The sequence below is a fragment of the Streptomyces sp. NPDC017529 genome (genome assembly GCF_044329785.1).
In the GTDB taxonomy this organism is placed as follows: domain Bacteria; phylum Actinomycetota; class Actinomycetes; order Streptomycetales; family Streptomycetaceae; genus Streptomyces.
Map to the genome: position 1 here is coordinate 1 of NZ_JBIRJY010000023.1, position 19416 is coordinate 19416.

Annotated in this window: 18 protein-coding genes and 3 pseudogenes; 15 read left to right on the top strand and 6 right to left on the bottom strand. The window is 68.3% G+C overall.

All coding sequences use genetic code 11. From position 1 onward, the window contains the following. Positions 1–99 precede the first annotated feature (99 nt). The 7 genes and pseudogenes from ACH4K4_RS33625 to ACH4K4_RS33655 form a co-directional block, all read left to right on the top strand. On the top strand, positions 100–924 hold the full coding sequence (locus ACH4K4_RS33625; protein ID WP_398172745.1) for a VOC family protein: 825 nt from the start codon (positions 100–102) through the stop codon (positions 922–924). 43 nt (positions 925–967) lie between these two features. Continuing rightward, positions 968–1912 carry a Gfo/Idh/MocA family protein gene (locus ACH4K4_RS33630; RefSeq protein WP_398172747.1) on the top strand — a complete coding sequence of 315 codons (945 nt, stop codon included), beginning with the start codon at positions 968–970 and terminating at the stop codon, positions 1910–1912. Between the two features lie 92 nt (positions 1913–2004). Next, the gene (locus ACH4K4_RS33635; RefSeq protein ID WP_398172749.1) at positions 2005–2316 is read left to right on the top strand and encodes an aldo/keto reductase; all 312 of its coding nucleotides are present in this window, start codon (positions 2005–2007) and stop codon (positions 2314–2316) included. Further along, positions 2292–2804: an aldo/keto reductase gene (locus ACH4K4_RS33640; RefSeq protein ID WP_398172751.1), complete on the top strand. Its 513-nt coding sequence runs from the start codon at positions 2292–2294 to the stop codon at positions 2802–2804. Before ACH4K4_RS33635 ends, ACH4K4_RS33640 begins: the two co-directional genes overlap by 25 nt. 11 nt (positions 2805–2815) lie before the next feature. Next, the gene (locus ACH4K4_RS33645) at positions 2816–2947 is read left to right on the top strand and encodes a hypothetical protein (protein ID WP_398172753.1); all 132 of its coding nucleotides are present in this window, start codon (positions 2816–2818) and stop codon (positions 2945–2947) included. Then, positions 2944–3528 carry an NADPH-dependent F420 reductase gene (locus ACH4K4_RS33650; protein ID WP_398172755.1) on the top strand — a complete coding sequence of 195 codons (585 nt, stop codon included), beginning with the start codon at positions 2944–2946 and terminating at the stop codon, positions 3526–3528. Before ACH4K4_RS33645 ends, ACH4K4_RS33650 begins: the two co-directional genes overlap by 4 nt. Before the next feature lie 146 nt (positions 3529–3674). Further along, a pseudogene (locus tag ACH4K4_RS33655) lies at positions 3675–4019 on the top strand (excinuclease ABC subunit UvrA); the annotation flags it as partial. Between the two features lie 642 nt (positions 4020–4661). Here ACH4K4_RS33655 and ACH4K4_RS33660 read toward each other — a convergent pair. The 3 genes and pseudogenes from ACH4K4_RS33660 to ACH4K4_RS33670 form a co-directional block, all read right to left on the bottom strand. Further along, positions 4662–5164: pseudogene (locus ACH4K4_RS33660) on the bottom strand (IS5 family transposase); the annotation flags it as partial. A 925-nt stretch (positions 5165–6089) separates the two neighbouring features. Continuing rightward, a complete protein-coding gene (locus ACH4K4_RS33665; protein WP_398172757.1) occupies positions 6090–7061 on the bottom strand; it encodes a phosphotransferase family protein in 972 nt (323 codons plus the stop codon). Positions 7062–7354: 293 nt separating this feature from the next. Next, complete coding sequence (locus tag ACH4K4_RS33670; protein ID WP_398172759.1) at positions 7355–7903, bottom strand: FAD-dependent monooxygenase; 549 nt, start codon at positions 7901–7903, stop codon at positions 7355–7357. Between the two features lie 289 nt (positions 7904–8192). Here ACH4K4_RS33670 and ACH4K4_RS33675 point away from each other — a divergent pair, with 289 nt between their 5' ends. Both ACH4K4_RS33675 and ACH4K4_RS33680 read left to right on the top strand, forming a co-directional pair. Beyond that, entirely contained in the window at positions 8193–9176 is a 984-nt protein-coding gene (locus tag ACH4K4_RS33675; protein WP_398172761.1) for a helix-turn-helix domain-containing protein, read from the top strand. Between the two features lie 25 nt (positions 9177–9201). Next, positions 9202–10197, top strand: a complete 996-nt coding sequence (locus tag ACH4K4_RS33680; protein WP_398172763.1) for a 3-oxoacyl-ACP synthase III family protein — start codon at positions 9202–9204, stop codon at positions 10195–10197. A gap of 2 nt (positions 10198–10199) precedes the next feature. Here ACH4K4_RS33680 and fabG read toward each other — a convergent pair whose 3' ends face one another. Beyond that, on the bottom strand, positions 10200–10904 hold the full coding sequence (gene fabG, locus ACH4K4_RS33685) for a 3-oxoacyl-ACP reductase FabG (RefSeq protein ID WP_398172765.1): 705 nt from the start codon (positions 10902–10904) through the stop codon (positions 10200–10202). Between the two features lie 106 nt (positions 10905–11010). Between fabG and ACH4K4_RS33690 the strand changes: the two genes are divergently transcribed. The 6 genes and pseudogenes from ACH4K4_RS33690 to ACH4K4_RS33715 all read left to right on the top strand — a co-directional run bounded on the left by ACH4K4_RS33690 (position 11011) and on the right by ACH4K4_RS33715 (position 18042). Beyond that, positions 11011–12174: an FAD-dependent oxidoreductase gene (locus tag ACH4K4_RS33690; protein ID WP_398172767.1), complete on the top strand. Its 1164-nt coding sequence runs from the start codon at positions 11011–11013 to the stop codon at positions 12172–12174. After that, positions 12171–13037, top strand: coding sequence for an alpha/beta fold hydrolase (locus ACH4K4_RS33695; RefSeq protein ID WP_398172769.1), 867 nt, complete (start codon positions 12171–12173; stop codon positions 13035–13037). The genes ACH4K4_RS33690 and ACH4K4_RS33695 overlap by 4 nt, the downstream gene beginning before the upstream one ends. A 71-nt stretch (positions 13038–13108) precedes the next feature. After that, positions 13109–15298 carry an MMPL family transporter gene (locus tag ACH4K4_RS33700; RefSeq protein WP_398172771.1) on the top strand — a complete coding sequence of 730 codons (2190 nt, stop codon included), beginning with the start codon at positions 13109–13111 and terminating at the stop codon, positions 15296–15298. A 79-nt stretch (positions 15299–15377) separates the two neighbouring features. Then, a pseudogene (locus ACH4K4_RS33705) lies at positions 15378–15656 on the top strand (carbonic anhydrase); the annotation flags it as partial. Positions 15657–16298: 642 nt separating this feature from the next. Further along, complete coding sequence (locus tag ACH4K4_RS33710; protein ID WP_398172773.1) at positions 16299–17675, top strand: PP2C family protein-serine/threonine phosphatase; 1377 nt, start codon at positions 16299–16301, stop codon at positions 17673–17675. Beyond that, positions 17668–18042 (top strand): STAS domain-containing protein, encoded by a 375-nt coding sequence (locus ACH4K4_RS33715; RefSeq protein ID WP_398172775.1) that lies wholly within the window; start codon positions 17668–17670, stop codon positions 18040–18042. Before ACH4K4_RS33710 ends, ACH4K4_RS33715 begins: the two co-directional genes overlap by 8 nt. Here the strand turns inward: ACH4K4_RS33715 and ACH4K4_RS33720 are convergent. Continuing rightward, positions 18039–18962 (bottom strand): anti-sigma factor RsbA family regulatory protein, encoded by a 924-nt coding sequence (locus tag ACH4K4_RS33720; protein ID WP_398172777.1) that lies wholly within the window; start codon positions 18960–18962, stop codon positions 18039–18041. The genes ACH4K4_RS33715 and ACH4K4_RS33720 overlap by 4 nt on opposite strands. 5 nt (positions 18963–18967) lie before the next feature. Continuing rightward, entirely contained in the window at positions 18968–19315 is a 348-nt protein-coding gene (locus ACH4K4_RS33725; RefSeq protein WP_398172779.1) for an STAS domain-containing protein, read from the bottom strand. Between the last annotated feature and the right edge of the window lie 101 nt (positions 19316–19416).

Sequence of the window (19416 nt, forward strand, 5' to 3'; positions counted from 1 at the left end):
CATCAACTGGGTCGAAACCATGACAGCCATGCCCAGAGCCCCTGGGCCCTCCGATCTTACGAATGACCAGAGCAACCACGCTTGAAAGGTAGGACAATCATGAGCTTCATGTCTCCCGGCCAGGTCGTCTGGTTCGAGATCGGCACCACCGACCCCCGGCCCGTCACCGACTTCTACGGCCCTCTCCTCGGCTGGACGTTCGAAGTCGACCCGGACTCCTCCATCGACGGCCGCACCTACACCCGCATCCTCGCCCCCGGCGCTCCGTGGCCGATGGGCGCGATCCAGCAGGGCGACACCGGCGACGAGGCCATCAACCTCTCCATTCTGTCCACCGACGTCCACGCCGACGTCGACAAGCTCACCGACCTGGGCGCCACGGTCGTCGTACCGGCCACGCCGGTAGGGGATGTGACCGTCTTCGCACGGCTGAAGGACCCGCGCGGCAACCTGTTCTCCCTCTTCTCCCAGTCCACCTCCCAGCGGTTCGAGGAGCGCATCGCCGGGACCGAGGAATACATGCAGCAGGCCGCCTTCACCCCGAAGCCCGGGACGATGACCGGCTTCGAGATCGGCACCACCGACGTGAAGGCCACCACCGCCTTCTACACCCAGGGCTTCGGCTGGCGGTTCGAGAAGGGCGACACCATCGGTGACGTACCCACCCTGGCCGTCTTCGGCCCCGGCGCCGAGTACCCCTCCGGCCTCTTGTGGGATCACAGCGGCGACAACGGTGGCACGGCGGATTACGTCATGCCCACCTTCCTGGTCACCGACGTCGCCGCCACCGCCGCAGCCGCGCAGGAAGACGGCGGACGAGTGGAGCAGCAGCCGGGCTCCGCGCCCGGCGGCCCGGTCCGCGCCCGTATCCGCGACCCCCGCGGGAATCGCTTCGCCCTCCTCTCCCAGCCCACGACCCGCTGATCCCCTACGCCCCGACCGCGCACGCACTGCAAGGAGACGAACAATGAAGATCGCACTGTTGGGGACCGGTTTCGGGCAGGCGCACGCCGCTGTCTACGCCGCGCGCGGTGATGTGGAGGTGGTGATGTTCGGCCGGGACGCGGCCAAGGCCGCGAAGGCCGCAGGCCAGTTCGGGTTCGCCTCCTCGACCGATATGGACGCCGCGTTCGAGGACGGCTCCTTCGACCTGGTGGACATCTGCCTGCCCATCCGGCTGCACGCCGAGTTCGTACTGCGCGCCCTCAAGGCGGGCAAGCACGCGCTGGTCGAACTGCCGCTGGCCGACGACATCGAGGGCGCCAAACGGGTGGCCGAGGCCGCCGCCCGCAGCGACAAGCACGTGTTCGTCGACATGTTCGAGCGATTCATCCCGGCGAACCAGGCCCTGTTCGACACGGTGAACCAGGGCACCTACGGGCGCCTGGAGCAGCTGACGCTGTGGAACCTGACAGCGCACCTGTGGCCGGGCGCCTCGCTGGGGCTGAAGGTGCTGCCGTTGGAGGCCATGCACAGCGACATGGACATCATCACCCGCACCCTCGGCCTGCCCCAGGCCACCACCGTCACCACCGTGGCGCGCGGCGAGGACTCCGGGGCCATCGACGCAGCCTTCCGCTTCGACGGCGCGACGGCCCGCAGCTCGATCTCCTCGCTGATGCCCCAGGCGTGGGGAGCCCGCGGCGGCTACACCGCCGCCTTCGAGCACGGCGTACTGGACGCCACGTCCACGATGGGCTTCGACGGCAAACCCTCCGGCACCGTCACCGCCTACACCGCCGAGGGCGCGCACGAGCTCCAGCTGCCGGACGCCGACCAGTACACCGCCATGATCGGCCACGTCCTGGACGTGGTGCGCGGCGAAGCAGACAACCAGATCGCCCCCGCGAGTGTGCTGGACGCCCTCCAGCTCACCCTCGACCTCGACCACAAGGTCAACAACCCGCGCTGAGCCCCGCTCTTCCCGTGACCCGCTCCGGCGGGCCCCGGGGGCGGCCCATGGCGCACCCGGCCCGTACCGCAATCCGGAAGGCACCCCTGCCGATGAAGCCTCCTACCACCACGCTGCCCTCGGGTGCCGCCATGCCGCTGCTCGGGTTCGGCACCTTGCAAATGAGAGGCGAGGACGCCTACCGGGCCGTCCTGCACGCGCTCCGCGCCGGCTACCGGCACGTGGACACCGCCCAGCTGTACGGCAACGAGGAAGCCGTCGGGCAGGCGCTGGCCGACAGTGGCATCCCGCGCGGCGAGGTGTTCGTGACCACGAAGTTCGCCCAGCACACCCGGGCAAGGAACACGCCACCCTGGCCCGCAGCCTGGACCGGCTCGGCGTGGACCAGGTGGACCTGTGGCTGATGCACTACCCCCTGAAGAACGCGGGCGAGCACGTCGCGGTCTGGGACGCGTTCCTGGCCGCCGCCGAGCAAGGCCTGGCCGGGGCCGTGGGGGTGAGCAACCACAGCCCCGCCCAGCTCGATGCGCTCGCCCAGGCCACCGGGCAGATGCCGCAGGTCAATCAGGTCCGCTTCAACCCCACCCGCTACGACCCGGACTTGCTGGCCGCCCACCGGCAGCGCGGCGTGGTCCTCGAAGGCCACAGCCCACTGCGCAAAACCGGCTTGGACCACCCCGTCCTGGCCCAGATCGCCGACACTCACAGCGCGAGCCCCGCGCAGGTCGTCATCGCCTGGCACTTGGCCCACCGCGTTGCCGTCATCCCCAAATCCGCCCACCCCGACCGCATCACCAGCAACCTCCAGGCCGCCGACCTGCGGCTCACCCCGGACGAGGTCGACCGCATCAACACGCTCACCACGCGCCCCCGCCGCGTACCTGCGGCATAAGGAGACCCGCCATGAAGATCGCTGTTCTCGGCACCGGCGCCGACGCCCGCTGCCACACCACCCGCCTGAGCGAACTCGGCCACCAGGTCACCGTCGGCACCCGCAATACCGAAGCCACCCTGGCCCGTACGAACCGGACATGATGGGCACACCGCCCTACCAGGACTTCCAGAGCGCCCACCCCGGCATCCCGCTGCACACCTTCGCCGAGGCGGCCCAGGGCGCAGACCTGGTCATCAACGGCATCGACGGCGCCCACGCCGTACAGACCCTGGCCGCCCTCCCCTCCACCGCCCTGGCCGGCAAGACCCTCATCGACTACGCCGTCCCCTACCGCTACCAACAGCCCGACGAGGCCGACCGCCCCTGGCCCACCCCCTGGAGCGTCATGCCACGCCTGGAAGCGGCGGACACCGACAGCCTGGCCGAACAGATCCAACGCGCCCTGCCCGCCTCCAAGGTCGTCAAAGCCTTCGTCACCCAGGAACAGGAAACCGTCACCCATCCCGAACAGTTCGCCGACGGCGACCACACCACCCTGCTGGCCGGCGACCACACCGACGCCAAGGACACCGCCGCCGAGCTGCTGCGGTCCTACGGCTGGCACGACATCATCGACCTCGGCCCCCTGCCCGCCGCCCGCGGCATGGAGATGTACGCCCACCTGCACACCGCCATCGGCCTGGCCCTGCGCGGCCGTTTCGGCGTCAAGATCATCCGCTGATCACCCCGCCCCGCACGCACCTGCGCGGGCCTCCGTCACCCGCTCTCACCCCCCAGAGTCCCCGGGCGAGCGCAAACCGGTACTGCCCCTCCGGGGCCCTGCCACCGTCTCTCGCCACACGCCGTACCCCGCCCAGGAGAACCGCCGTGAACAGCACGTCCCCGCACGGTGAGATCGTCATCACCGGCGTCTCCGGCTCGGGGAGGACCTCGCTGGTCTTCGACACCATCGCGGCCGAGTCCCGGCGGCAACTGAGCGATACCTTCCCCTACTTCGTCCGCAACCTCCTGCCCACATACGAAAAGCCCGAAGCGGACGCGATCGAAGACCTCGCACCTGCGATCGTGGTCGACCAGAAACCCCTGGGCGGCGGTTCCCGCTCCACGGTGGGCACCCTCACGGACATCGCCTCCCTCATCCGCCTGCTCTTCTCCCGCGCCGACCACCCCAGCGCGGGCATGTCCACCGCCTACTCCAGCAACTCGTGCAGTCCGCTGGCGTCGCAGACGTGCGGCTCCGCCTTGGAGTTCCTTGCGCCGTCGTGCGACCTCTTCTCTCATGAGGTCGTCGGTGCGGCTGCTGTGCCAGACGGCGCCTTCCCACTTCACGTACTGCGGTGTCCGCTCGCGCAGGAGGACGGGCTTGAGGTGGTTGTGGAACAGGAGCGTGTGGCCCTGGTTCCGGTTGATGCGGCTGAACCACTTCACGCTGTTGTTGTGCCGTGCGACGCGGCTGGCGTAGAGGGGCGACATCTTGCCGCCGACCCGGCCGGGGGTGTACGTCGTCAGCGGCTTCGAGGGCGGGCGCCAGGAGTCCGCGATGGCCCAGTGCGCGACGGCGTCCCCACAACCGGGGTCGTTCTAGGGATAGGTGACGCGCTTGCTGACTTCGGTGAAGTACCGGGCCTGCTCGGTGGTACTGCCGCAGGCCATCTGACGCCAGTAGGGGGAGGCGATCAGCGGTGCCAGTGCGATGGCCTCGGGATATACGGCGGCGAACAGCTTGGAGGTGCTGTAGGAGCTGTAGGACTTGGCGGCGTGGTCATAGGGGATGAGCGTGTACGTCCTGCTGCCCCAGGTGTGCCAGCAGTGGAAGTCCTCGCCGGACAGGCGGCCGTCGGCCCAGATATGGGCGCAGATGATGCTGCAGGCAAGTTGGAGCAGCCCGAGGTGGAGGTCGGCACGTATCTCGTAGCGGGTCCGCAAGCGTTTGAACTGGTGGAGCCAGGCGAAGGTGCGCTCGACGACCCACCGGGTCTTGCCCAGGCCGGATCCGTGGGCGGTGCCTGCGTGGGCGACCTTCGGCGTGATGCCGCGAGTGCGCAGGAGCCGACGGTACTTGTCGTAGTCGTAGCCGCGGTCGGCGAACAGCCGTCGTGGGCGGTGACGTGGCCGGCCCACCAGACCGCGGATGCGGGCAATCGCGTCCAGCAGGGGCATGAGCTGGGTGACGTCGTGACGGTTTCCGCTGGTCAGCGACACCGCAAGGGGTATCCCGTGCCGGTCGGTGATCAGGTGGTGCTTGCTGCCGAGGCGGCCACGGTCGACCGGCGAAGGTCCGGTGTGAGCCCCCCTTTCAGGGCCCGGACGTGCGAGCCGTCGACCGCGGCGTCCTCCGTGTCCAGCAGGCCGGCCGCTATTGCGCCTTGGGGCTGGTGCTGGGCGGGGAGACGCGGGCTGAGTCGGTGACGGTGCACAGGATGAAGTATTCCGTGCGCGCGAGGCCGAGCCAGGCGTGAGCGTCTGCAGGGCGTGGCGTGCGGCGTTCGCCGACAACCGTGAGCGTGTCGCGCAGGCACGCCGATGCGTCCTACGCCCGAAGGGTGCGGCGGATGAAGGGTGGCAGGGATCCGAGGGAGTCTGGGTGGGAGGTGAAGCGGCGGGCGGTGAACTGGGAGCCCAGCCCCACGGCGAGCCCGTAGTTGACGATGCGGAGAGGCTGGGGCGCGGCTGGGGCCTCGTGCTCGGCTCGGTGGGACGTGCGGGAACTTCCTGCCCCACCGCAGAATCAACTACTGGACACGGCCAAGGCAATCGACTCCTGCCCGACCGTTCGGCGCACCCACCTGGACAGCTGTCGTGGAGCCGCTTGCTGGAATCGCTGTGAAAAGGTGCTGCCGAGGGCGACCTATGGTCCAGCGAATCCTCACCTGTTCCGAATAGCACAGGCCATTCACAGGCAAGGCCCTTGCGGGTCATGGCTCATGCGAGGGACACGAAACCCTCAAGCCGGACGACCACTCCGCGAGCGTCCAGATCGAGTTCGCCCCGCACCACCACGTCCGGCCGTTCGCCGCCGTCGACGACACCCGCCCGCGGCCGACCGGGCCAAGACACAGCCGGGGCGCCGCCGCTCGCGCCGTGTCCGGCGCTGCCCTCGGACGAGGCAGGCCGCACCGGGCTCCCCGACACCCGCCGTCGCCGCAGACCAGTCTGAGCCACGGGCCGTCCCTCGGCGAGCGCGCCCGCCCGGCTCCCGCTCTCCGGCACGAGTTGCAGGCTGTAGCGGCTCCTGACGGTGGCTGCGGAGATACGGCCAGGCGGGCGGTTCCGAGGGCTGGATCACGACGGGGTGAGGCGGTGGTGGAGGCCGGACGTGAGCTGAGCGACCGCACGGGTGTACAGACCGGCCTGCAGGTCCTCGGGGCTGTTGCGCCGGGTGCGGAAGTGCAGGGAGGAGAAGAACCGCTCGTACACCTCCCACGCGTCGCGGCGTGCGGCGAGGCTTTCCGGCGTCTCGTCGCAGGTGTCGGGGGCATGTTGCAGGTAGGTCTCCAGCAGCCGACGGATTCTCGTACGGTCCAGCGGCAGGTACCACGGCGGAGCCGGTACGTAGCCACCGATGTACGCCAGGTCCTGCGCCGGGTCGCCGATCTCGGCCCATTCCCAGTCCACGTAACGCGGCGTGCCGGTGTCGTCGACCAGGATGTTGGGAACCACGAGGTCACCGTGGATAAGGGTGAACCGCTCCAGGCGCCGGAAGGCGGGTTCCGCGGCCGCCACGAAGGCTTCCACGCGGGGAAGCAGTCGGCTGACCTCCGGATCGTCGACCACGTGGGGGAAGGTCTCGCTCCACCAGGTGAGGCCGGTGGTGAACATACGGGTCAATGACAGGTGCGTGTCCTGTTCGTCCGCCAGTGCGCCGACGCTGCCGCACCGGTCGAAGCCCCGGGCGTGGAGCCTGCTCATCTGGCGGGCGTGTGCGGCCAGAAGGCCGTCGTTCCACTGGGCGGGCTGGAGCACCCGGCCGGAAACGTACCCGCACACCATGTAGGGCGACCCCAGAGGGTTGTCGCGTGCCTGTTCCAGGAGCACGGCCGAGGGGCCGATGCCGTCGGGCAGGAGAGGGAGGGCGGCGAACTCCTGGCTGATCGGCCGGGGCAGGTCCTCCGGAGCCCGGCGGGTGACCCGGATGACCAGGGACGGACTTCCGTCGGTGTCGAGGCGCCAGGCGGTGTAGCTCTCCCCCTGTCCCAGCAGCCGGACGCTGGCGTTGCGTGATGAAGGATCTGGTGTCTGCTCGGGCAGGCCCAAGCGCCCGGGCTCATGCTGCGCCAGGTGTCTGATTCGAGCAGCCATGTCGCGCGCGGACTGATCTCGGTTCACTGTGTCGGCTTCATCGTCGACCTCGGTTCCTCTCCCGGCCCGCCCGGGGCGATCCGGCTTCATGTATCGGGACGTTCCGGCTTCATGTACCGGGACGTTCCGGCTTCATGTACCGGCCCCGTGACCGGGAGATACCCGTCTCGCCGCCCAGGACACCGCCCAAGCGCCCATCCGAGGCGTCGGCCGCCAAGCGTCGGCTGTCGCCTACTGTAGAAGCCGCATCAGGCGCTTCCACTGGAAACGCCGGGGCGCCGAACCAGGTGGACCAGGCAGTGCACGGATGGTGTGCAGCACGCGTGCTCCGGCCTCGTTACGCTCCTGGTGGCAGCTGTCCAGCGCCCGGCCGGCGGGTGGATGTGAGTGGCGTCCCCGGCCAGCACGGCCCGGCCTGCGACGTAGCGGTCCGCCTGCCTGGCCGCGTCCGAGAACCAGGTCAGCCAGCGCGGGTTGCGGAGTTTCACCCCGCCGAGCGCCTGGTCGAGTACCTGCTGGAAGTACGCCAGGGCCACCGGCTTGTCACGGTCGGCGGGCGGGGCCGGCTCGTCGAGCACAAGGCGCGCATAGTCGGGCCGGAGGATCACGAACACGGTGCCGCGTTCGCCGTCGGTCACCCCGAGCGGCAGGTCGGCGGGATCGGCCAACTCCACGTCCCCGGCCAACGATGCACTGCGCCCCGATGCCCGTCGGCGGGGCAGCCCGCCGGATGGCGCGCGAAACGGCTGCGCGTACGGCTCATCGCGCCTGCGGGCGGCGGGGCTGGTTCCGCGCATGTTCCTGGCGCTTCTTGTTCGCTGGGGCCGGAACGGACGTACGCCCTGCCGACACGAAGGCTCCAACGTCCACAGCAGCTACATTGTTGACGCCACCGCCCCGCCGGTCACGGACGTCAGGTCATGCTCCGCAAACCGGCGACCCTCACTTGCGCCCCAGCTGTCCGGAACCTCCAGTTGCCCTTGGACCCGCGAGCTGCTGTTGTCCCATGCTCTGCAGTACGTGCGCGGGACTTGCCGCAGGACCGGGCACTGACGGACTTCGTGCTCTCGTAGTGGGGATCGTTCCATGGCTATGGGCTCTGTCACTCGGTGCTGGGGAAAAGCAGGAACCTACGAGGTGGTGTGCCGGCCGCCAGCGCAGCATCTGCGCAAGGACGTGCTGTGCTACCGCGGATTTCGGGTGGAGTTGGCCAAAGCCCGGACGCGGCTGGAAGTCCCTGACGGGGCGGTGTCGGTGATGCTGGGACTCGGTGGTGAGCTGCGTCTGCGGAATGCCGTGCGGCCTGCGGGAATCCTGTGCACCGCCGGGGCGACTGTCAGCGGAATGCGCAGCGAAGCATGGATGCACTCGCACGCGGGACACATTCGGGGGGTCGAGGTGCTCATGACCCCGCGTGGGGCCTTCACCGCGTTCGGCATCGACCTGCACGAGTTGGCCGACCGTGCTGTCAGGTTGAGCGATCTCTTCGGCACCGGGACCGAATCCTTGCTCAGCCGACTCGCTCATGAGTCGACCTGGGGCAAGCGTTTCAGCGTGCTGGACGAGGAGTTCACCGTCCGGGTGGCTACAGGGGATTCCTGGTCTCGGCAGGTCGATGGCGCCTGGACCATGCTCCGGCGTTCGCACGGCACACTGCCGACGGCTCAGGTGGCCGCTGAGGTTGGCTGGAGTCTGCGCCACCTGGAGGGGCAGTTCCGTCGCCAGGTGGGGCTGTCGCCGAAGGTGATGGCCCGTGTGCTGCGCTTGCAACGGACCCTGCGACTGCTCGACCACGGCCACCCGGCAGGGCAGGTCGCCGTGGCGACCGGTTTTCATGATCAGTCGCATATGTGCCACGAGATCAAGAATATGGTTGGCTTGACCATCAGGGAGCTCTTGTTTATGCGCTCTGCCGGATGGCCCGAGAAGGTTCCCGATCGAATCCCGAATCAGGTCACCAGCATGGTCCTTCCTGCGCACTTCGGTTTTCTACAAGACGGGCCGCCGACGGGCCAGCAAACTGGTACGCCTGTGCAGGGTCGTTACGGGGTGGGTGACCGGAACGACTGAGGAGCCAGTGCAAAATGGGGGAATCATGGACATGGGCCTCGGTCTAGCAGGAATTGGTCATGCTCTCGGCTCGACAGTGATCGACAATCGGGATCTGGCCAAATCTATAGGGTTACCGGCCGACTGGTTCGTGGAACGGACAGGCATCGAACAACGCCGGATCTGCGCCCCTGGCGAAGACGTCCTGTCTCTCGGTATCGCCGCAGTCACCAGGGCGTGTGAGGACGCGTCGATCGATCCGGCGCAGCTGGGCCGGGAGACCGTCCTGATGCACATCCAGAACGGGTTCACCCACCTCACCCCGCCGGCCGGTGTTGTGCTCGCGGGCAACCTGGGACTGGATGATGTACGGGTCATCGGCCTGGACGGTGTGTGCGCGGAGCCCATAGCCGCACTGGAGATCGCCACGCTGATGCTGCAGTCCCATCGCTGTGAGCGTGTCATCATCTCCGCCGCAGTCGACTTCTTGACCTACATCAACCACAAGGACCCGGACACTGCGGGTCTCTTCGGTGCCGGCGCCGGCGCTATGGTTCTCACCCGTGAGGCGGAGCAAGCACAGGAAATCCTGCTGCGTGGCCTCCACTGGGAATCGCACACCGAGCACTGGCAGATGGGGGAAGTCGAAGTCCGGCAGGCGCGGAAGACGGAAATCGGTGTCGACCTCTCGACCGGTTTCTACGAGATGCGGGGACAGTCGCTCTACCGGCAGGCTCTGCGCTCTCTTCCCGGAGTGATAAGTGCCACTTTGGAGCAGGCCGAGTGGAAGAACGACGACATCGAATTGATCGTCATCCACCAGCCCAATACCAAGATGCTGGAAATGGGTTCCAAGCGGCTCGGGCTCAACCTCGACGTCATGCCGCTGCCCGGGCGGCGGCTCGGGAACATGGGGCCGGCCAGCTTGCTGGTCAACCTGTCCATTGCCCGAGATGAGGGCCGGCTGACTCCGGGGACGCGGGTCCTGCTGCTCACATTCGGGCTGGGGTTCTCCTGTGGGGCCGCTGCCATAGAGGTATGAGTTCAATACCCCATGGCGAGCCCGCCGCTGACGGGCAGCACTGCTCCGGTGATGAACCGCGCCTCTTCGGAGGCCAGAAACCGGACGGCGTGCGCGACGTCATCAGGTGTTCCCATACGCCCGAGGGGAGTGATGCCCACCAGCAGGTCTCGGCGTTCGGGGGCCAGGCCCGCCGTCATGTCCGTGCTGATGAGCCCGGGAGCCACGACGTTGACCGTCACGCCGCGGCCGCCCAGTTCCCAGGCCAGCGAGCGGGCCAGTCCGACCAGGCCCGCTTTGGACGCGGCGTAGTTGGCCTGACCCGGAGCGCCGAAGAAGCCGACAACCGAGGAAAGGAAGATCATGCGTCCCCAGCGGTGCTTCGCCATTGCCCTGCTGGCGGCTCTGGCCATCCGGAAGGTGCCCGTAAGGTTCGTCTGCAAGACGTCCCCGAACTCTTCGTCGGTCATGCGCAGAATCAATTTGTCCAGGGTGATACCGGCGTTGGCCACCAGCACCTCGACGGGGCCGTGCAGTGATTCGACCTCGCTCACTGCCTGGCTCACCTGAGTCTCGTCCGTCACATCGCACTTGATTCCAGTTATCTCCGCCGGAGGCGGTGACGACCGAAACGTCGCTACTACCCTGTCACCGTTTTTCTGGAAGTTCCTGGCGATTGCCAGACCGATTCCTCGATTTCCTCCGGAGATCAGGACCGTACGGGCCATCGGTCAGTCCTTACGCGAGGCAATGTTTCGCCGGACGATAGCAGAGTCCGGGCGCTTTCGGGAGGGGAGTGGCGGAACGATGCCAGCGATACGGCAAAGGGGAGGCATGCGAGATCCATTACTGATCGTCGGCGGCGGAGCGGCCGGAATCGCGGCCGCGGTGGCTCTCGCCCGGCGCGGTCTGCCCTCGCTGGTCTTCGAACGTTCGGGATCTCCGCTCGACATAGACCGCGGGGATATCATCCACGCCGGCTCGCGAGTCTTACTGGAACGGTGGAATGCGTGGGAGTTCCTGAAGAAAAGGGACCCCAAGAGTTTTAGCCGGTTCCGCATCCTGGACGGTGACGGTCGCCGTCTGCTCGGCGTCGAAGTGGAAGCGGCACTCGGAGGATCCCGCCGTCTGACAGCGCTACGGCATCCGGACATCGTTCTCGGCCTCCGGGACGCCGCAATGGCAGGTGGCCTGGTCACCATGCACCTCGGGGAACCGGTCCAAGACCTGTGTTCGAGCGGTGGGCGGATCGTGGGAGTACGCACGGCTCGGGGCGAATACCGATCTCCGCTGACAGTGATCGCAACCGGTACCAAATCCGCGCTGCGCGACGCTCACTTCGGACCTGCCGACATACGAGAGTACGGCACATCCTTCTACAACGCGCGCGTTGCGGCACTTGACGCCTACGAAGGCTGCGGTTATTACGTTCTGGACAAGGAAGGCGTCCTCGTCCTGGTCTCGCTACCGCGCAACGAACTGCGCATCGGCATACAGTTCCGCACCTCTGACCGGAACCGCCGACCGACCCGGGCGAGCTTCGCCGACCATGCCACCCGGATTCTCCGCCCGTTGCGGAACGAGACATTGACGCTCATCGAGGGGCGTACCTACCGGCTGCGGGGCCTGCTGGCCGACCGCTGGGCCATACCGGGCGCGGTGCTACTGGGCGATACGGCGCACAGTGTCCACCCCACAGGCGGACAAGGCATGAACCTCGCGTTCCAGGACGCCGAGGCGCTGGCCAGGTGCATCGAGGGACAGCACAGCCTCACAGCGCTGGACGAGGCATGCGCGAAGTATGCCTTCGAGCGCCGCTCCCAGGTACGGCGCGTCATCAGTCGGACCAATGTGGGCGCCGTCCTCGCCGGCTTCAGCCACCCTGCCCCCGTTCTCGCGAGAAGGCTCGCGTTGCAGGCTCTCGACCACGCTGTCCCGCTCAAGCAGGCCCTCATCCGTCAACTCGTCGACGCACCTCAAGGAGCCGATAAAACATGACCGGAGCAAAGCGACATGAACTGGCCGCCCGGGTCCAGCGGGACCGGAACATGCTCGAAGGAGAGACCAGGAGCATCCGTCTCAACGACGGGACATCGGTCCGCCTTGCCCGGTTCGGTCACGGTCCGCTGGTCATTTGTGTGGGCACGGTCCCCGAGCTCGGTTTCGTCTACGCACCCCACATCCGTGCCCTGGAGAGCCGGTACCAGATCGTCGTGTACGAGCCGCGCATGAGCCGTTCGGAACGGGTGAGCGTAGAAGACCGGGCCGAGGAACTGACTGCCGTGGCCGAGTCCCTGGACGAGGGTCCCGCACATGTTCTTTCATGGAGCGACGCGGGAGCTGCCGCGTACTCGGCGTGCATCCGCCGGCCCGAACTCTTCCGGTCCGCCGCATTCCTGGGGCTGGCAGACGCATACTTCTTCCCCGGTCCGCTCAATCTCCTGGCCAAGCAGCTCTATCATCGGCCGATCGAGCGTCTCTTCCCCGCGATCGTCTTACGGCTGCTCCTCAGTCACTATCTCAGTGGCCGCTGCATCAGCCCGCTCTGGGTCTACTCCGAGACCCGGCGCATCGGCAAACTTCCCCTCTATTTCAAGCACAGCATCCTGCCCCTCATGCTGGAGCATGACTCGTCCCAGGGTGAAGTTCCCTTCCCTACGCTCATGGTCGCTGGCGGCCAGGACACCCTGGTGCAGGTCCGGCAGGCGCGGGCCATGGCCCACATCCTGGGACCGCGGTGCGAGTTCGTCCTGCTTCCAGAAGGGGAACACTTCCTCGGTTACGCTGCGCCCGAAACCGTGGGTGAAGCACTGATCCAGTTTTACACCTCTGCGGACAAGACGGCGGAGAACACTGAATGACTGCGCCACGGGACCGGTCCGGGGTAAGCGAACGCCTCACTCGCAGACATCGGTTCATTCTGCTGATAGCCGTGTTACTGGCCGCGTTGGCGGTGCCGGCGGCGCTGAGTGCCGAGGACCGGATGACCGCCGAACAGTTCGTGGCACGGACCGAGGCCGAGCGGGCCGACCGCTTGCTGGACGAGCAGTTCTCCGCAGGTAACCCGCACATGGCGGTCCTTGCCAGCAGCACGTCCGGCGTCGATGCTGCCGCCTCCACGGCGGCCGGACAGGCCCTGACCGCTCGGCTGGAACGCCTCCCCGAGGTGGCCGAGGTCCGTTCGTATTGGAACACGCATCAATCACAGCTGCGGTCGGCGGACGGCCGTACCGGACTGCTGCTTGTCCGACTCCGGGGGGACGATGCGGCCCGGACCGCCACCGCCGAGCGGCTCATGCCTGACATTTCCGGTGGCAGTGAGGGACCGCTGCGCCTGGCTGCCACCGGTGAAGCCGTGGTGGAGGCCGCACTGAAGGTACAGATGCAGCAGGACCTGGTCCACGCCGAGGCCATCGTGGCACCGGCCGCGCTCGTACTGCTGATACTGGTCTTCGGCAGCGTCGTCGCCGCCGTACTGCCGCTTTTGGTGGGCGCGCTTACCGTGCTGGGCAGCATGGCCGCACTCCATGGCATCGCACGCTTCCTCGATGTTTCCGTATTCTCCCTGAATCTGGTCACGGCCGTCGGACTCGGGCTGGCCATCGACTACAGCCTCTTCATCACGACTCGCTTCCGGGAACAACTCGCGCTCGGGGACGGCGTTCCGTCGGCGGTGCGCACCGCCGTACGCACCGCCGGACGCACCGTATGGTTCTCCGCGCTCACCGTCGCCTTCGCCTTCGCCGCGCCACTCGTCTTTCCCTCGATGCGTTCCCTGGCATACGCGGGAATCATCGTCACGCTGATCGCCGCAGTAGTGGCCACTACCGTCCTGCCGGCAACGCTGGCGGTGGCAGGTACGTGGGTGACCCGCCTGGACCCGCTGTCCCGGTGGCACCGCAGCCGCCCCCCTACGCGACTCGACCGCGGCTTCTGGCACCGGCTCACGCTGGCGGTGATGCGGCGGCCTGCCGTCATCGCGGTGGCCGTGGTGTCCTTCCTCGTGTTCCTTGCCGCGCCATTCATTCGGGCGGAGGTCGGTCTGGACGACGACCGGGCGTTGCCGGCTGGGCACGCCGTTCACACCGCGAGCGAAAGACTGCGCGCGGACTTCTCGGAAGCAGCCACCTCTCCGGTCAACGTGGTGCTGGTCGGGTACAAAACCCCCGCGTCCGGCCGGGATTCCCGTCTCGGCACATACGCCGCCCGGGTGTCAGCTGTGCCGGGAATCCGGCAGGTCATTGCGTCGCAAGGGGTGTACAGCGAGGGACGTCGTGTCGCCGGGTTGGAGGGAGGATCGGGCACGCCGCATCCGGACGCGCAGCGCCGCATTCCGCAGGGGCAGGAACAGCAGCCCGTGGCGGACGGCCGGTTCATGTCGGCTGCCGGGACCCGTCTGCAGGTCGACACCGATGTCGAACCGTATTCGAGCATGGGCACCAGCCTGGTGAAACAATTGCGCGCATTGCCCGCACCTGCACCGGCCCTCGTGGGCGGCGAATCTGCACGGCTCGTGGACACCACCGACGAACTCCTGGGCCGTATGCCCTGGGCTCTGGCCATTATCGGGGGAACAACGCTGGTTCTCCTGTTCCTCTTCACTGGCAGTGTGCTAATCCCCATCAAAGCCATAGTGCTCAACCTTCTGTCACTGACGGCTACGTTCGGTTCTCTGGTGTTCATCTTCCAGGAAGGCCACCTCCAGTGGCTTGTAGGCGACTTCAACACCACTGGATACGTTGATGTCGGTATGCCGATTCTCATCTTCTGCGTGGCCTTCGGCTTGTCCATGGACTACGAAGTGTTCTTGCTCTCCCGTATAAGCGAGGAACATGCCCTCACGGGTGAAAACAACCTCGCCGTTGCCCGGGGCCTGCAACGCACCGGGCGCTTGATCACAGCTGCTGCCGCACTGTTCGCCGCGGTGCTGGTCGCTCTGGCGACCTCGGGAGTGTCCAGCCTGAAGATGCTGGGGATCGGCCTGGCCCTTGCCGTCGTCCTGGATGCGACCTTGGTGCGCGCCCTACTGGTGCCGGCTTTGATGCGTCTGCTGGGGCGGGCCAACTGGTGGGCGCCTCCGAAACTCCGCAGGTTCGCGACGCATTGGCGGCATGGCGGATAGTAACTGCGCTCGAGCCGGGCCTAACGAGTCCTCGCAGCATGGTCTTCGTGTGACACGGTGGCGGGGACGGTGATGTCGTTCCTTGGGGTACGGCGTGAGCGTGCTCGACGCCCCGCTCGTTGTCGTGCTCGGCCACGAGTCGTGCGGGGCCATTGCGGCTGCCAGCGCCGCCGCCGACGGCAGGGCGCCCTCTGGTTTCGTCCGCCACGTTGTCGAACGGGCCACCCCGAGCGTGCTGGTGGCCCGTGCCGCCGTTCGCTCCCTGGATGAAGAGATCCTTGACGAACACATCCGGCACACCGTCGATCTGCTGCTGGACCGCTCCCGCGTCCTGACCGCTCGGGCAACGGCAGCTCAGCGTGGGTTTGCCGTGGCCGGAGGACACCCGCATGCGTGGATGAGGAACTCATCGGGGTCACCGCTCGATCATCCATGGCTGGCCACCACCCAAGGATCGCGGCGGCGACCGCGCGCCCAGCACCGCCCCCCGCGCCGACCTGACGTGGGCAGAGGGCTGCGAGGTTTGCCGGGAGTAGGTAAGAGTCATCACCCACGACGGGTGGCATGGCCGACCGCGGTGTGCGGTCACTCGCCGGGGGCGCAGGGTCAAGCGGATCGACCGGTGGCCTGCACGCCGCCGCAAGCAGCACTGAACGGCGCCTTCACTGTCCTGGCCCAGCGACGCGCACGTTCCGCCCCTCCCACTGACCGTGACGCGGAGCCCCGGTATGCGGCCTTGCCGCGACCCAATCCCGTAGGCCGCCCTGTTCACACGAACGAAGGGGAAGCCCGCGCCTTTGTCCTCGCCTCTCCGCGTTCCGCTACGCTCACGCTGATGTCCACAGACCCAGTGGAGTCACGTCCTTGTGCGGGCGGACGCCCGGTGGCGGACGCGGCCTGCCGCGGCTTTCTACCGGACCCTGTGCCGCCGTGACGGGCAGTGACCAGGGGGTGGGCGCGAGCTGCCAGGCCCTCCCGCCCGGCCGGACGGGAGGGCAGTATGAGCACCGTTGTCGGGGAAAGAGACCGGCTGGCCGCGGTGGCCCGCTACGGGATCATCGACACCCCCGCCGAGCCGTCCTTCGACCGCATCGCCTCCCTGGCGGCCCGCTGGTTCGACACGCCCATCGCCACCGTGACGATCGTCGACGCGCACCGTATGTGGTTCAAGGCATCCCGCGGCCTGGAAGGGATCACTCAGGTCCCGCGGAGCCCGGGCCTGGCGGATATGGCACTGCTGACCGAGGGCCCCTACGTCGTGTCCGACACGCGGTGTGATCCGGCGGCGTCCGTCCATCCCCTGGTGACCGGACCGCCGGGCGTGCGGTTCTACGCCGCGGCCCCGCTGATCACGCACGAGGGCTACCGGCTGGGCACCGTGGACGTATGGGACACCCGCCCCCGCCACGCCGACGCCGAGCAGCTGGCGGCACTGCAGGACCTGGCCGCCGTGGTCATGGACGAGCTGGAGGAACGCCACCGCGCGGTGTCGACGGTGCACGCCGAGCGCCGCCGTCGAAAACGGGCCGAGGCGGAATCGGCCGAAAGCGAGCTGCTGGCCGCGACACTGCAACGCATGCTCGCCCCGCCGCAGATGCCTGCCGTGCCCGGGCTGGAACTGGCCAGCCACCTGCGCACCGTCGGCCCCCGGCAGATCGGCGGCGACTTCTACGACGTGTTCGCCCTGCCCGGTGGCCGGTGGGCGTTCGTGATGGGGGATGTGTGCGGCAAGGGCGCCGAGGCAGCGTCGCTGACCGCGCTGATCCGTTACACGGTGCGCGCCCAGGCACTGCACGATCCAGCTCCCGTGGCCGTACTGAGCGCCTTGAACCGGATTCTGCTGTCGGCGCCCGCGGAAGGCCGGCCGGGCTTCTGCACCGCGATGTACGGCCTGCTGGAGCGCGAACCCGCGAGCGGGCCGGAGGCCGAGCGGGGTTTCGGCCTGGTTCTCGGCAGCGGCGGGCATCCGTGCGCCTACCTGCTGCGGGCCGGTGGCGCAGTCGAAAGTGTCCGCCCGGCGGGCGGCATGCTCGTCGGGGCGCTGGCGGAGGCCACCTTCGCCGAGCGCGGCGCCCGCCTGGGGCCTGGCGATGCGCTGCTGCTGTACACCGACGGGCTGACCGAGGCCCGCGCCGCCGACGGAAGCCTGTTCGGCGAGGACGGCCTGGCAGGATTCCTCGCCGCACACACCGGGCGCGGTGCAGCCGCACTGACCGAGGCGATCACCGCGCTGCTCAACGACCTGGGCTCCGCGGTATGCGACGACGTCGCCGTGGTGGCACTGGCCGTGCCGACCGCCGGACCCAGCGACAACGCCAGGGGCGTGCCGGGCCCCCGGCAAGCGGAGTTCAGCAGCGAAGGGCAGGCACATGGCTGATACGGACCTGACGGTGCGCAGCATGCGCCAGGTGGGCGACTGGACGGTGGCCGCCGTCGCCGGCGACATCGACTTCACCAGCGCCGACACCCTCTACACCCAGGGCCACCAGCTGCTCGTGAACGGTCCCGGGTGCCTGCTCCTGGACTTCTCCGCAGTCACCTTCTGCGACTCCTCCGGAATCAGTGCCCTGATCGGCCTGATGCGCGAGGCCAGGCTGCACCACGGCACTCTGGCCCTGGCCGGCGCCCCCGACCGCGTCGGACGGGCCCTGCACCAGATCGGGCTGCACCACTTCATCCCCGTCTACCCCGACATCGACGCGGCGCTGTCCGCCGCGCCCGGCGCCTCGCACAGCGGCGACTAACAGGCGAAGTAGCAGCGCACGGTGGTGCCCTGCTCACCGGTGTGCAACCGGACGAGGTCGGCGACCAGGTGGACCAGCAGCAGCCCGCGCCCGCCGGGCTGCGCCCGGTCCGCGGGGCGCCGTCCGGCCAGTTGGTCATCCAGTTGTCCGCGGTCGCGCACCTCGCACACCACCTGGCGGTCCTCGCCCCAGACCCGCAGTGTTCCCGAATCGCCGCCGTGCACGACACTGTTGGTGGTCAGTTCGGCCACCGCCAGCGCCACATCCTCCAACCGCGCTGCGTCCACCCCCAGTTCCTCCGCGCGCCGAACCGCGGCATTTCGCACCGCGGGCAGCTCGTGCGCGGTGAACGCGGTCGCCACGACGCCGTGCGGGGGCGTAAGCGGTTCGTTGTAGCGGGTGATGACGGCGTCGGGGTCATAGGCGGGGCTGGCCCGCTGGTGATCCTGGTCGATGACGTGGGGGTGGGTGGCACAGGCGTCGGCGAGCACGGTGGCATCGAGGCGGGCCGCGTCGTATGGGCACAGGATGGTGACCGGGCGACCGCGGAACGCCGCGTTGATCAGTGCTTCGTGCTGGGCGCAGGCCGGGTACTCGGCAGCCGAGCGGCCCGGCCAGATCGGCTCACCGATGATCCGGACCCGCCCGTTCGGCCAGGCATCGGCGAAAGCCCGCAGCACCCCCGGGATGATGCGGCCCGGGTTGCGCCCGGCCTGCGTCATGTCGATGAAGCGCACCGCAGCGGCATGCCGGCCCAGTTCCCTCTTGAGCAGTGCCAGCCGGGCACCGGGGACGGCAACCGCCACCGGCTCACCGGCCTGCAGGCCGCCGAGGATGAACGGCACCGTGCCCGCCACATACTGCTGGTCATCGCGGTAGAACAGAGCGGGGTGCGCAAACGGTCCGGCATGTGCGGCCATGGACGTCACTCCACCACCTCCAGTGCCGGCAGACCGGGCCAGAACAGCTCCAGCAGGCGCCGCAGCGTCAGAGGAGGGCGGCTCACCACGATGCGCCGCCCGGCTCCCAGGCTCTGCGCCGTGAGAGCCAGGGCGGAGGCCCCGGCCACATCGACGAACGTCACCGCCGACAGCTCCACATGGAACACCTCGTGACCGGGAGCGGCCAACCGCTCCAGCGCGGCCTCCCAGGTCACCCGCGTACTCAAGCTGATTTCTCCCGCCGCCCGCACCCCCGGCCGGTCCGGCAAGGGGCACACCGTCAGCACCGCCCCGGCCGGCCGCGGCCCGTCGGGGCCCTGCGGGATCTGCACGCTACCCCCTGTGTCTTCGTTGCGACGTCAGTATGGCCCACACCGCCCGCCGATGGCATTCGCACACCAGGACCAACCCTCGCCGTCCCGGGCAAGACCAC

Coding starts and splice junctions, on each gene's coding strand:
- ACH4K4_RS33625 (WP_398172745.1), top strand. CDS start 100: ATGAGCTTCATGTCTCCCGGCCAGGTCGTCTGGTTCGAGATCGGCACC.
- ACH4K4_RS33630 (WP_398172747.1), top strand. CDS start 968: ATGAAGATCGCACTGTTGGGGACCGGTTTCGGGCAGGCGCACGCCGCT.
- ACH4K4_RS33635 (WP_398172749.1), top strand. CDS start 2,005: ATGAAGCCTCCTACCACCACGCTGCCCTCGGGTGCCGCCATGCCGCTG.
- ACH4K4_RS33645 (WP_398172753.1), top strand. CDS start 2,816: ATGAAGATCGCTGTTCTCGGCACCGGCGCCGACGCCCGCTGCCACACC.
- ACH4K4_RS33650 (WP_398172755.1), top strand. CDS start 2,944: ATGATGGGCACACCGCCCTACCAGGACTTCCAGAGCGCCCACCCCGGC.
- ACH4K4_RS33670 (WP_398172759.1), bottom strand. CDS start 7,903: ATGCGCGGAACCAGCCCCGCCGCCCGCAGGCGCGATGAGCCGTACGCG.
- ACH4K4_RS33675 (WP_398172761.1), top strand. CDS start 8,193: ATGGCTATGGGCTCTGTCACTCGGTGCTGGGGAAAAGCAGGAACCTAC.
- ACH4K4_RS33680 (WP_398172763.1), top strand. CDS start 9,202: ATGGACATGGGCCTCGGTCTAGCAGGAATTGGTCATGCTCTCGGCTCG.
- fabG (WP_398172765.1), bottom strand. CDS start 10,904: ATGGCCCGTACGGTCCTGATCTCCGGAGGAAATCGAGGAATCGGTCTG.
- ACH4K4_RS33690 (WP_398172767.1), top strand. CDS start 11,011: ATGCGAGATCCATTACTGATCGTCGGCGGCGGAGCGGCCGGAATCGCG.
- ACH4K4_RS33695 (WP_398172769.1), top strand. CDS start 12,171: ATGACCGGAGCAAAGCGACATGAACTGGCCGCCCGGGTCCAGCGGGAC.
- ACH4K4_RS33710 (WP_398172773.1), top strand. CDS start 16,299: ATGAGCACCGTTGTCGGGGAAAGAGACCGGCTGGCCGCGGTGGCCCGC.
- ACH4K4_RS33715 (WP_398172775.1), top strand. CDS start 17,668: ATGGCTGATACGGACCTGACGGTGCGCAGCATGCGCCAGGTGGGCGAC.
- ACH4K4_RS33720 (WP_398172777.1), bottom strand. CDS start 18,962: ATGGCCGCACATGCCGGACCGTTTGCGCACCCCGCTCTGTTCTACCGC.